This is a genomic window from Pseudomonas sp. TE3899, assembly GCF_056279105.1.
Window position 1 is genome coordinate 2,048,942 of record NZ_JBWBQR010000001.1, and the last position, 12,153, is coordinate 2,061,094.

The following is a 12,153-nucleotide window of genomic DNA, read 5'->3' on the forward strand; positions in this document are numbered from 1 at the left end:
GCCTCGCTGGCGGGTCATACGGCAGAAGAACTGAACGAACCCGCCCTGCAAACACTCTGAACAATGAGGCCGACCTGGCCTCTTGTTTTTCAGGCGCCCCTATTTCTGCATGACGCTGGCACCGCAGATCTCTCTGAATTCCCGCTCAACGACTAAGCCGATGGCCTGGCTGGCTCCAAAAAGGAATACATGAGCGAACTTGTCCCTTATGCCGTGCATTACCTGCTTGACGGTGTGCGACAACACTTTTTCAAATTGGCGGTGGGGTTTTCCGATGTGGAAGCCATCCATTCGGCTTCTGCTCATGCTTATCCCGAATCAGAACGCAAGATTGCCTCCCACGCGAGCCTCGAAACGGCGCGCGATAAAGCTCAGCAATTAGGTATTACGCAGATTCGCTGGAATGAGGCGATTTAAAGCATCGGTGCAAAAAAGATCGCAGCCTTCGTCGGCCCCCACCATTGCGTAGGGGCTGCCGAAGGCTGCGATCTTTTGAGCTTTCTTAAGGTTTTAGCGGCCTCTCCACATCCCGATCAGACAATTCCTTGCCATCATCCGGATGCTTCCAGTCCGGCGTTGAACGCCGTTGCCGCTTGATCTCTTCTTCGCTCGGTTCGTCCGCGTCTTCATCCATGTCCGGCTGCTTGGGTTCGGTTGTCATGTCCACCTCTCTTCCTGAAGGGAAATCAACTTCAAGCGTAGAACAATTCCGCCCGCCCGGCTCACAGCCACCAGCGCAGCAAAAAGAAGAAGCCCATGCTCAACAGCATGCTGAGCAACGTACTGCGCGTGTAGATCACCAGCCCCACCGCCACTAGCGAGCTGAGCAGGTACGGGTTGTCCCATTGCAGGTTCAATTGTTTGTCGGGCATGAACACAATCGGCCCGCAGATCGCCGTGAGCATGCCCGGCACCGCGAACCCGAGAAATTGCCGCGCATTGCTGCTCAACCGCACCGGCAAGCGCGGTTCGAGGAACACATAGCGGTTCAAAAACACCAACACGCCCATGCCGATAATCACTGCCCAAACGATCATGTGTGCTCCCGATACAGCTTGTTGCAGATAAACCCGGCGGTCATGCCCGCCAGCCCCGACAGCACCAGGGCCGAGCCCCATTGCCAATAGCTGAACAGCACCGAACAGAACAGCGACACCGCCACGCACACCACCGTCGGCACATTGCGCACCACCGGGGTGATCAGGGCGATGAAGGTCGCGGCGATGGAGAAGTCCAGGCCCAGATGCTCCAGCCCCGGAATGCTGCTGCCCAGGACGATGCCGGCCAGGGTGAACAGGTTCCAGGCGATGTAGAACGTCAACCCCACGCCCAGGGCGTACCAGCGATTGAACTGTTGCTTGTCGTGCTGGCTGGTCAGGGCGAACAGCTCATCGGTGAGCAGAAAGCCCAAGCCCACCCGCCAGCGACCCGGCAACGGTGAAATCACCGAACGCATGCTCATCCCGTACAGCAAGTGCTGGGAGGTCAGCAGCAACGTGGTCAGCAGAATCGAAAAGACCCCGGCACCGCCCTTGAGCATGCCGATGGCCACCAGTTGCGCGGCACCGGCAAACACGATGCTCGACAAGCCCTGGCCTTGCAGCGGCGTGAGGTTGGCCTCGATGGCCATGGAGCCGGCCAACAGCCCCCACGGCGCGGTGGCCAGGGACAACGGCATGATCGCCGCCGCGCCACGCAAAAAGGCGCTGCGCGGCATGAGTGAGTTCGACATAACGCTCTACAACCTGGGGAAAGACCGCCGACTGTGCCAGCAGACGCGGCCGAAGGCTTGAACAATCTTGCGCACTTGTGGCGCCCACTCTGAATTGATGGAGCGCAGGCCACCGGCCCGAGTAACATGGCGCCATTCACTTGAAGAGTCAGGGAGTCGACATGCTTTACCGAATCGCCGCCGACGGGCTGGTGCTGTTTCACTTGTTGTTCATTCTGTTCGTGCTGTTCGGCGGGCTGCTGGTGCTCAAATGGCGCCCGCTGATCTGGTGGCACGTACCCGCCGCTACGTGGGGCGTGATCGTGGAAGTCTTTCACCTGACCTGCCCGCTGACCTATTGGGAAAACCTGATGCGCGAGGCGGCTGGGCAAACGGTTTATGGTGGCGGTTTCATCGAACATTACGTGTTGCCGGTCATCTATCCGGCCGGGCTGACCCCGACGATTCAACTGGCGCTGGGCAGCGTGGTTCTGGCGATTAACGTGGTGGTGTATGTGCGGTTGATACGCTTGTGGAGATTGCGTCGAACGACACCGTCCTTGTAGGAGCAAGGCTTGCCCGCGATGGCGCTGGCACGGTCAACATGGATCCCCAGGCAGACCGCAGTGGCCGCATCGCGAGCAAGCTTTGCTCCTACGGTTCTGCCGTCACTGCTTTGCCCGATCTCAGTTGGCAATCACGCTCATATTCCGACCACTGGCCTTGGCCACGTATAACGCCTTGTCCGCCGCACCGACCAGGTCGTCAGGCGTGGCTTGCGAGGCCGGGTCGTAGGCGCAGACACCCAGGCTGACCGTCACCATGCCTTCGGCACTTTCACTGTGCTCGATGCCCGCCAGCTGTACCGCACGGCGGATTTTCTCCGCCACCAGGAAGGCACCGACATAGTCAGTGCCGGGCAACACCACGGCAAACTCTTCGCCGCCATAACGCACCGCGAGGTCGCCGGGGCGGTTGATGTTTTCGGTGATGATCGCGCTGATCTTGCGCAAGCACACATCGCCCGCCACATGCCCGTAGTGATCATTGAACAGTTTGAAGTGATCGACATCGATCATCAGCAACGCCAACCCGTTCTGGCTGCGCCGGGCGCGGCCCATCTCCGCCACCATGAAAATATCGAACTGACGTCGATTGGCCAGCCCGGTCAGCGCATCTTCCAGGGCCAGCAGCTCCAGGCTGCGATTGACCTCCAGGAGTTTTTCCTGGGCGCCGAGCAACTCGCTTTGAATGTGATTCTGCTGGCGCATCACGCGAATCAGCCGGTAACCGAGCGCGCCGAGAAAGCTCAACAGCAACGTGACAATTGCCGCCGTGTTCAACGACTCCTGGCGCCAGGCGCCCAGCACCTCTTGCTTGTTCAGGGCGGCGGACACCACCATCGGATAGCCGCTGACCCGGCGGAAACCCAAGACCCGTTCGACACCATCGACCACCGACTTGATGGTCGCCGTGCCGAAACTGGCATGGGGCAGCAGTTGGGTAAACAACGGCCCATTGGCGACACTGGTGCCGATGTCGGTTTCCCGGAAGGGGCGACGCACGATGATCGTGCCGTTGTCGGCCATCAGGTTGATGGCACCGTTTTGGCCCATGTCGATGCTGTCGTACAGCGACAGGAAGTGCGTGAGATAAATCGTCGCCACCGCCACGCCGGCGAAACGGCCGTCGGGATGATTGAGCCTGCGCGACACGGTCATGATCCATTCATCGGTCGAGCGGCTCTTGATCGACGGGCCGATATGCGGGCCACGGTCGGGATGGTCGCGATGGAAGATGAAGTATTCGCGGTCAGAGTTATTGGCGTCCGGCACATTGGCGCCATTGGAGTTGGCCAGCCAGTGGCCGTTTTCATCGAAGATGAACAAGCCATGCAGTTGCGTCAATTCCTGGCGCTGGGCACTGAGCAAACGTTGCAGTCGCGGCAGTTGCGCCGGCCCCACACCGTCATTTTCGAGACGGTCCACCAGGGAAAAGAGCAACGTGTCGGCCTGCTTGACCGTCGACTGCGCCTCGGCCGCCAGGGTCTGCGCCAGGTTGGACATCGCCACTTCCTTGTCATGCAAGTGGTACTGCCGCGAGTTCCAGGCCTCCCAGATCGCAATCGCCGCCATGGACAGGCACACCGCCACCAGCAGCACCACGGCATAACGCACCTTGAGCTTCGCCTCGACCTGCTCGGCCGATATCGACGGCGTGGACTGAAGGGCTTCGATACGAACTTTTACGGACGGTTGTCCCATGACATTCCCTGCATTCTTATAAAAAGGCGATGCTTCCTGATCGCTGACGACACTATAGCCATTACCGCCGGGTCTGCTTCAGCGCCTCCAGCCAGGCCGGATCCAGTCGGGTCTGGTCAGTGTCGAGGCCCAGGGCTTCCATTCGCTCCTTGTGCCGGTCCATCTCGCGAACCAACTGGCTGTGGTCGCTGGAGTTGGCGTCCAGTTCATGCATCTGGTGCAGCCCCAGGTGATAGAAACGCAGCAGCTTCATGGCGTCCGGATCATCCTTCTCAACCGCCGCCGTCACCTGATGCATGACATTGGTCACGCTCATCAGGCTGCGCTTGAGCCGCCAGCCGTATACGGCCGGTGCCATCCACGCCTCGTGCCAGAACCGGCCACGCATCAGCGCCGCCATCAGCAGCACCGCGACAAACACGCCGCCGACGTTAAAGCGCAGGTTGTCGCCGCCCGGCTCACCGAACAGCGCCACCGCCGCCGTCGACAGCACCATCGCCAGCGCCAGGAAAATCAGGGCGATGATCACCGTGCTGCGCCGGGTCTGACGACGAAAGGTTTCGGCATTCATCGGCTGGATTTCGAACATAGTGGCTAGCGTCCTTGAATCAGTGAGCGAAAAGAGTGCGGGGCATTATCGCCTCTGCGGGGGATTTAGCTATGCTGGGGCTCCTTTTCATCTTTCCATCGTCAAACGGGGAACATGGCGAGACTGCGCAGTTCGTGCCATCTTCTTTCATGGATACATATTATTCGGATGCCAATCGCTCCTCCTGTATGAATGGCATCGTTTTAAGGATCATTGAATGTCCCAACGTCAAGTAATCAATGCCTCGGTCAGCCCTAAAGGCAGCCTGGAAACCCTGTCCCAACGTGAAGTTCAGCAATTGAGCGAAGCCGGTTCCGGCAGCACCTACACCCTGTTCCGCCAATGCGCCCTGGCCATCCTCAACACCGGCGCCCACGTTGATAACGCCAAGACCATCCTCGAAGCCTACAAGGACTTCGAAATCCGCATTCACCAACAGGACCGTGGCGTACGCCTGGAACTGCTGAACGCCCCGGCCGACGCCTTCGTCGACGGCGAAATGATCGCCAGCACCCGGGAAATGCTGTTCAGCGCCCTGCGCGACATCGTCTACACCGAAAACGAACTCGACGCCCAGCGCATCGACCTGAGCACCTCGCAAGGCATCAGCGACTACGTCTTCCACCTGCTGCGCAACGCCCGCACCCTGCGCCCTGGCGTGGAGCCGAAGATCGTGGTGTGCTGGGGTGGCCACTCGATCAACACCGAAGAATACAAATACACCAAGAAAGTCGGCCACGAACTGGGCCTGCGTAGCCTGGACATCTGCACCGGTTGCGGCCCCGGCGTGATGAAAGGCCCGATGAAAGGCGCGACCATTGCCCACGCCAAGCAGCGCATCCACGGCGGCCGTTACCTGGGCCTGACCGAGCCGGGGATCATCGCGGCCGAAGCGCCGAACCCGATCGTCAATGAATTGGTGATCCTGCCGGACATCGAAAAACGCCTGGAAGCCTTCGTCCGCGTCGGCCACGGCATCATCATCTTCCCGGGCGGCGCCGGTACCGCCGAAGAGTTCCTGTACCTGCTGGGCATTCTGATGCACCCGGACAACAAAGGCCTGCCGTTCCCGGTGGTCCTGACCGGGCCGAAACATGCGGCGCCGTACCTGGAACAACTGGACGCCTTCGTCGGCGCCACCCTGGGTGACGCCGCGAAACAGCACTACACCATCATCATCGACGACCCGGCGGAAGTGGCGCGGCACATGACGGCCGGGCTCAAAGAGGTCAAGCAGTTCCGCCGCGAGCGCAACGACGCGTTCCACTTCAACTGGCTGTTGAAGATCGACGAAGGCTTCCAGCGCCCATTCGACCCGACCCATGAAAACATGGCCAGCCTGCAACTGAGCCGCAGCCTGCCGGCCCACGAACTGGCGGCCAACCTGCGCCGCGCGTTCTCCGGCATCGTCGCCGGCAACGTCAAGGACAAGGGCATCCGCCTGATCGAAGAACACGGGCCATACCAGATCCGTGGCGACGCAGCGGTGATGCAACCGCTGGATCAACTGCTCAAGGCCTTCGTCGCCCAGCACCGGATGAAACTGCCGGGCGGCGCGGCCTATGTGCCGTGTTATCAAGTAGTTGCGTGATTAACCTGATGTAAACCGTAACGTTGATCGTTCCCACGCTCTGCGTGGGAATGCAGCCCGGGACGCTCCGCGTCCCAGAAGCAATGGGATGGACTCCTCCTCACTTCGGCATCTTGAGTGCCAGACTGAAAGTGCGAACCACAGTCAACGGTGAGAAGGAGTCCACACATGAAGCTTATGCGAATTGGGGTCGACCTGGCCAAGAACGTGTTTCAGATCCACGGCGTGGATTGTCATGAGCTACCCGTCTGGCGGCAGCGTTTATCGCGCGATCGCTGGCTGCAAACGGTGCTGGAAAAGATCGAACCCGGCTGTGAGATCGGCATGGAAAGTTGCGGTGGTGCGCACCATTGGGCGCGGCAACTACAAGCACGCGGATTTCGGGTGAAGCTGATCGCGCCGCAGTTCGTCAAACCGTACGTCAAGAGCAACAAGAACGACGCCAACGATGCCGAGGCGATCTGCGAAGCCATGAGCCGCCCCAGCATGCGCTTCGTCGCCGTCAAGACCATCGAACAACAGGATATTCAGGCGACGCATCGCATCCGGGCCGGCTTAATCGAACAGCGCACGGCCAAAGCCAATCAGATTCGTGGGCTGATCGCCGAGTACGGCCTCGTTGCGCCGAAGGAATTACTGATGCTGCGTCGCGCAATACCTTGCTGGCTGGAAGATGCAGATAACGGTTTGACGGCACGCTTTCGTCGTCTGCTGAATGGCTTGTGGGACGACCTACGCGCACTTGACGAGCGCGTGAGCGAACTCAATGGCGAGATATCTGCAATCGCGGCAAGTGAACCAACGGCCGTCCGCTTGCAGCAGTTACGCGGTGTAGGCCCAATGATCGCTACCGCGCTCATCGCCGCTATCGGTGATGCCCGCCAGTTTGCCAATGGCCGACAATTGGCGGCCTCACTAGGGCTGACACCCAGACAACACAGTTCTGGCGGAAAGGACCGATTACTTGGCATAAGCAAACGAGGAGATGCCTATTTGCGAACGTTGATGGTCCATGGTGCTCGATCAGCACTGCGCACGGCCAAATCCAAAGACGACCGGCTCAGCCAGTGGGCCGTCCGTTTGGCCGAGCGATCACATCCCAATGTGGCCGCTATCGCGCTGGCCAACAAAACTGCACGCATGGCTTGGGCAATGCTGCGCAATGACACTGATTACCAACCGGACAGGGCCGCAGCCTGACCCACAGACTTAAACGCCAACGAGTAAAAACTGCCTACCACGATTGCGAAGCAACCCTAACGATGGCAAACCGGTCGAACCGGCGTCGGCAAACCCCTCAAGCGTCCAAGTGCGCGAAGCACGTAGAAGCGATTGGGAGCCGGCGCGCGAATAGCCCATCATGGCCCTGCATCGAAACGATGCTGTATCCAGAGGCCGAATATACGTGTGCAGTCGGCACGGGCGCCAAAGCGAAGGAAGCTTCCCAACGAGGAGGAGTCCATATACGGACGCAGAGCGTCCGTCGAGGCATTCCCACGCAGAGCGTGGGAACGATTAATGCGTCACAGGTGATCCGCATCAATCACCGCTTTGGCAAAGGCCTGCGGATCTTCCTGCGGCAAATTGTGGCCGATACCGCCATTGATCAACCGGTACTCATACTTGCCGGTAAAACGCTTGGCGTAATCTTCGGCTGCCGGGTGCGGTGCGCCGTTGGCGTCGCCCTCCAGGGTGATGGTCGGCACGCTGATGTTGGGCGCCTTGGCCAGTCGCTGTTCCAGCGCTTCATATTGCGGTTCGCCCTGGACGATACCCAGGCGCCAGCGGTAATTGAATACCGTGATCGCCACATGATCCGGGTTGTCCAGCGCCGACGCGCTGCGGTCGAAGGTGGCGTCGTCGAAGGACCATTTTGGCGAGGCGGTTTGCCAGATCAGCTTGGCGAAGTCGTGGCGGTTCTTCGCGTAACCGGCCTCGCCGCGCTCGGTGGCGAAGTAGAACTGATACCACCATTGCAATTCGGCCTTGGGCGGCAATGGATTCTTGCCTGCGGCCTGGTTACCGATCAGGTAGCCACTCACCGCCACCAACGCCTCAACCCGCTCCGGCCACAGCGCCGCGACGATGTCCGCCGAGCGCGCACCCCAGTCGTAGCCACCCAGCACGGCTTTCTTGATCTTCAGCGCATCCATGAAGTCGATGACATCACTGGCCAACGCAGCGGGCTGGCCGTTGCGCGGGGTCTTGTCCGACAGGAAATGCGTATCGCCGTAGCCGCGCGCATAGGGGATCAACACCCGGTAACCCTTGGCCGCCAGCAACGGCGCCACGGCGCTGTAGCTGTGAATGTCGTAGGGCCAGCCGTGCAGCAGAATCACCACCGGACCGTCCGCCGGGCCAACCTCGGCGTACGCCACGTTCAGCAACCCGGCATTGACGTGCTTCAACGCGCCGAACGGGTCGGCTTTGAGGGTGCTGGCGCTGGCCGCCACGGGCTCAGTGGTTTTAACATCGGCATGGGCCGAAAAGGCTGCAACGTTCAGGACCGCGAAGAGACTGGCTGTAGCGAGTGTGTTCCAGGTCATGGTGATTTCCTCAGGGTTGCCAGTGAAGAGCGTTGCGAGGTCAGTCGCCTTGGCTCGATGGATCCCATTGAACCGCCCCGAGGTATCTGCCATGTGTCGTAAAAGCCCGTTTATTAAGGCGCAAGGTGTCAAACAGGGCTCTGGATACAGTGCGATACAAAGCCCATGGGCAAGCCGACCGTCGCTCCCTAGAATGCCAACGTGCGAATAACAAGAGGGTTGGGCAATGGAACATGTGAACCACATCCTGATTGTCGACGACGATCGCGAGATCCGTGAACTGGTCGGCAATTACCTGAAGAAAAACGGCCTGCGCACCACCGTGGTCGCCGACGGCCGGCAGATGCGGCATTTCCTGGAAACCAATCAGGTCGACCTGATCGTGCTCGACCTCATGATGCCCGGCGACGACGGCCTGGTGCTGTGCCGCGAATTGCGCTCGGGCAAGCACAAAGCCACGCCGATCCTGATGCTCACCGCCCGCAACGATGAAACCGACCGCATCCTCGGCCTGGAAATGGGCGCCGACGATTACCTGACCAAACCCTTCGCTGCCCGCGAACTGCTGGCGCGGATCAACGCCGTGCTGCGCCGCACCCGCATGTTGCCACCGAACCTGCTGATCACCGAAACCGGCCGCCTCCTGGGTTTTGGCCGCTGGCGCCTGGACACCAGCGCCCGCCACTTGCTCGACGAAGACGACACCATGGTCGCCCTCAGCGGCGCCGAATACCGCCTGCTGCGTGTGTTCCTCGACCACCCGCAACGGGTGCTCAGCCGTGACCAGTTGCTCAACCTGACCCAGGGCCGCGATGCCGACCTGTTCGACCGCTCCATCGATTTGCTGGTGAGCCGGCTGCGCCAGCGGCTGCTGGATGACTCCCGGGAACCGACCTACATCAAGACCGTGCGCAGCGAAGGCTACGTGTTCTCCTATCCGGTGGAATTGCTCGGCGAGCCGTCATGAAGGGCGTTTTGTATCCGTCTGTATAAGCACCCGCGCCAGATACGAATCCACCGATTTCGCGGCGTTGCAGCACACATCAGCGATACACCCTGGCGTTTAACTGTGACCACCCGATAGCACTGACCCACTCGGCGCTACTGACTCACTCAACTTAAACCCACGGAGAATCACCCATGCTCAATTTCTCGAAAGTCTCGTCCCTGGCACTCGGTCTGGCACTGGTTGGCGGCCTCGGTCTGTCGAACCTGGCTTCGGCCAACACCCCAACCGTGTCCCAAACCCCGACTCAGCCACTGCTGGCCCAAGGCGGTTCGGATCGGCTGCAACAGAATCGCGTGGCCGAAGGTGGTGCCGATCGTTTGCAGGAACTGCGCGAAAGGGTTGCGCTGATCAGCCCGAGCAACGCAGTGTGCGGCGGTTTGGTGGTGGCGGAAAACCGTCCGGAGTTCGGTTCGAAATATCAGCGCTATTGATCGGTGGGACCAGGCCTGCTCCCACGGGGGTGACACGCGGGATCAACGCTCTCGATATCGACTATGCCTAATGGTGTTTTTTCATCGCCACGCTCCAGCACTAGAGTGGCGACAACTTCTTCCCACTCTCTGGAGCAACATCATGAAAAGCCTCATCGGTCTTACCTTCGCCCTTACCGTCCTTGGCGCCACGTCGGCTTACGCAGCACCACAAGCCGTTGCCGCCGTGAAAGTCGGCCATCCAGCCAGCCAGAACGTCAACACCGTCGGCATCGACACTGAACGCAAAGGCAGCGTCAACCTGCAACAGAACGCCGAGCAAGCCAAACTCTACGTCGCGGAAAACCGTCCTGAGTTCGGTTCGAAGTATCAGCGGATTGATGCTTGAGTCTCGTATAACAGGGGGCTTTTGTGGCGAGGGGGCTTGCCCCCGTTGGGTCGCGCAGCGGCCCCCTGCTTTTTTTCATGTGACACCGAGTTGCGTGGTTCTGCGACTGCTTCGCAGCCGAACGGGGGTAAACCCCCTCGCCACAAGTACTCATTTATTTCAGAACTCTCTTATGAGAGTTTTTTTGTGTCTTCCGCCAGCCGCATTGCCAACGCCTTCGCCTGGCTCGCCACATCCGTCACCGCCGTGCTCTCCCACCACATGCCCCGCAACGGCGGGCCCATGGCGAACAGCCGTTGGGCGACCTGCCCGTCGGCGTCCAGCACCGCACCATCCACCGCCGCCGCAATCCCCAGCGCCAACGGTCCCGGTTTGATCAGCCCACGCGCCAGCAACTGCTGCGGTAACGGACGCGCGACTCGCCGCCAGTCGTATTCGATGCCACTGGAGTTGATCAGCGCCGCGCCGCTGACCACCACGGTTTCCGCTTCGCCACGGCGCCGAATGCGAATCCTCACTTCAGTGTTCAGCGAAGGTTCCAGCCCCTTGAACGAGGCCGCCTGAATCCGCAACCGCCCTTCCCCGTGCAGCCGTTCCACCAGTTCCGCGCTCAACGGCGGCGAGCGATGGTGATGACTTTCCCACCACGGCCGCACATGCCGCACAAACTGCCGACGTTGCGCGTCCGTCGCCTGATTCCATAACCGGCCGATATGCGCCCGCACCGTGTCGAGCGGCGATTGCCAGTCGATGCCTTGGGCGATAGCGTCCCGGCAATGCCGGCGCAACTCGCGCACCAACTGGCGCGGGGTTCGAATGCTGTGATCCTCGGCCAGAAAATCCACCCACGCCGGTGGCTGACGCCGGACATGCGGCAGCAGCCCATGCCGGGAAAACACTTCGATCGGCCCGCGATGCCCGGCCTGTTCCAGGGACACCACCGCGTCGACCATGGTCAGGCCCGAGCCGATGATCAGCACCGTGGATTGCGGATCGAGTTGCCGCATGGCCGCCACATCCCATGGGTCCAGCGCTGCCGCGTTCAAACCGCTGGACTCGGTCTGCGGCGTGCGTGCGGCAGGGAACATCCCCGTGGCCAGCACCGCAAACGCGCCCTGCAAGCGTTGACCGTCGCTCAAGGTCAGTCGCACGGAATCGTCGATGGTTTGCAGATCCACCACCTCCGCCCGTACATGCTCAACCGAAGAACCGTTCACCGCCCCCACCGCTTGTGCTTCCGCCAACCGCTGCTGCACGTACAAGCCGAAAATCCCCCGAGGCGGGAACAACTCGCTGATCGGCACATGCTGCTGGTCCGACTCCGGCCAGCCACCGGCCGCGATGTAATCCGTCAGCCATTGGGTCAGGTCATCGGCGTTGTCCGGGTCGACGCTCATCCGCGCCGCGTTGCCGTTCAGCGTGTGGCCCAACTCGACCGCGCTGTACGCCTCGCCCCGGCCCAGTTCCGCGCGGGGTTCGATCACCAGCAACGACCGCTGGCCGGGCAAACGCAATAACTGCGCCGCCAGCATCGCGCCGCTGAGCCCGCCGCCAATGATCAGGATGTCTGCATGGCGGATGGCGTCGGTCGCCTGTCCGCTGGGGGTTTGGTTCATCGCATTCT

Annotated in this window: 14 protein-coding genes; 7 read left to right on the plus strand and 7 right to left on the minus strand. The window is 60.8% G+C overall.

Annotated features, from left to right (window positions below; translation table 11 throughout):
• The first annotated feature begins 189 nt into the window (after nt 1-189).
• Entirely contained in the window at nt 190-417 is a 228-nt protein-coding gene (locus ACZ89E_RS09050; protein ID WP_149658347.1) for a DUF6555 family protein, read from the plus strand.
• Between the two features lie 85 nt (nt 418-502).
• Here the strand turns inward: ACZ89E_RS09050 and ACZ89E_RS09055 are convergent, their stop codons facing one another.
• The 3 genes from ACZ89E_RS09055 to ACZ89E_RS09065 form a co-directional block, all read right to left on the minus strand.
• Nucleotides 503-661, minus strand: coding sequence for a hypothetical protein (locus ACZ89E_RS09055; RefSeq protein WP_178129064.1), 159 nt, complete (start codon nt 659-661; stop codon nt 503-505).
• A gap of 61 nt (nt 662-722) precedes the next feature.
• Entirely contained in the window at nt 723-1,037 is a 315-nt protein-coding gene (locus ACZ89E_RS09060) for an AzlD domain-containing protein (RefSeq protein ID WP_149658348.1), read from the minus strand.
• Entirely contained in the window at nt 1,034-1,732 is a 699-nt protein-coding gene (locus tag ACZ89E_RS09065) for an AzlC family ABC transporter permease (protein ID WP_149658349.1), read from the minus strand. Before ACZ89E_RS09065 ends, ACZ89E_RS09060 begins: the two co-directional genes overlap by 4 nt.
• A 161-nt stretch (nt 1,733-1,893) precedes the next feature.
• Here ACZ89E_RS09065 and ACZ89E_RS09070 point away from each other — a divergent pair, with 161 nt between their 5' ends.
• On the plus strand, nt 1,894-2,277 hold the full coding sequence (locus tag ACZ89E_RS09070) for a DUF2784 domain-containing protein (RefSeq protein WP_476255420.1): 384 nt from the start codon (nt 1,894-1,896) through the stop codon (nt 2,275-2,277).
• 120 nt (nt 2,278-2,397) lie between these two features.
• Here the strand turns inward: ACZ89E_RS09070 and ACZ89E_RS09075 are convergent, their stop codons facing one another.
• Nucleotides 2,398-3,975, minus strand: a complete 1,578-nt coding sequence (locus tag ACZ89E_RS09075; protein WP_476255421.1) for a GGDEF domain-containing protein — start codon at nt 3,973-3,975, stop codon at nt 2,398-2,400.
• A gap of 61 nt (nt 3,976-4,036) precedes the next feature.
• Entirely contained in the window at nt 4,037-4,564 is a 528-nt protein-coding gene (locus ACZ89E_RS09080) for a DUF3087 domain-containing protein (RefSeq protein WP_149658352.1), read from the minus strand.
• 217 nt (nt 4,565-4,781) lie between these two features.
• On the opposite strand from ACZ89E_RS09080, the gene ppnN reads away from it, so the two are divergent.
• Nucleotides 4,782-6,155, plus strand: a complete 1,374-nt coding sequence (gene ppnN, locus ACZ89E_RS09085; protein ID WP_169370119.1) for a nucleotide 5'-monophosphate nucleosidase PpnN — start codon at nt 4,782-4,784, stop codon at nt 6,153-6,155.
• Between the two features lie 168 nt (nt 6,156-6,323).
• Nucleotides 6,324-7,355: an IS110 family RNA-guided transposase gene (locus ACZ89E_RS09090; protein WP_463259842.1), complete on the plus strand. Its 1,032-nt coding sequence runs from the start codon at nt 6,324-6,326 to the stop codon at nt 7,353-7,355.
• A gap of 323 nt (nt 7,356-7,678) precedes the next feature.
• Here the strand turns inward: ACZ89E_RS09090 and ACZ89E_RS09095 are convergent, their stop codons facing one another.
• A complete protein-coding gene (locus ACZ89E_RS09095; protein ID WP_476255422.1) occupies nt 7,679-8,701 on the minus strand; it encodes an alpha/beta fold hydrolase in 1,023 nt (340 codons plus the stop codon).
• 226 nt (nt 8,702-8,927) lie between these two features.
• Between ACZ89E_RS09095 and ACZ89E_RS09100 the strand changes: the two genes are divergently transcribed.
• The 3 genes from ACZ89E_RS09100 to ACZ89E_RS09110 all read left to right on the plus strand — a co-directional run bounded on the left by ACZ89E_RS09100 (nt 8,928) and on the right by ACZ89E_RS09110 (nt 10,529).
• Nucleotides 8,928-9,668: a response regulator gene (locus tag ACZ89E_RS09100; protein WP_463260417.1), complete on the plus strand. Its 741-nt coding sequence runs from the start codon at nt 8,928-8,930 to the stop codon at nt 9,666-9,668.
• 173 nt (nt 9,669-9,841) lie between these two features.
• Nucleotides 9,842-10,141: a phage infection protein gene (locus ACZ89E_RS09105; RefSeq protein WP_476255423.1), complete on the plus strand. Its 300-nt coding sequence runs from the start codon at nt 9,842-9,844 to the stop codon at nt 10,139-10,141.
• A gap of 142 nt (nt 10,142-10,283) precedes the next feature.
• Complete coding sequence (locus tag ACZ89E_RS09110) at nt 10,284-10,529, plus strand: hypothetical protein (protein ID WP_149658357.1); 246 nt, start codon at nt 10,284-10,286, stop codon at nt 10,527-10,529.
• A 170-nt stretch (nt 10,530-10,699) separates the two neighbouring features.
• On the opposite strand, the gene ACZ89E_RS09115 is transcribed toward ACZ89E_RS09110, so the two are convergent.
• Complete coding sequence (locus ACZ89E_RS09115; RefSeq protein ID WP_476255424.1) at nt 10,700-12,145, minus strand: FAD/NAD(P)-binding protein; 1,446 nt, start codon at nt 12,143-12,145, stop codon at nt 10,700-10,702.
• Between the last annotated feature and the right edge of the window lie 8 nt (nt 12,146-12,153).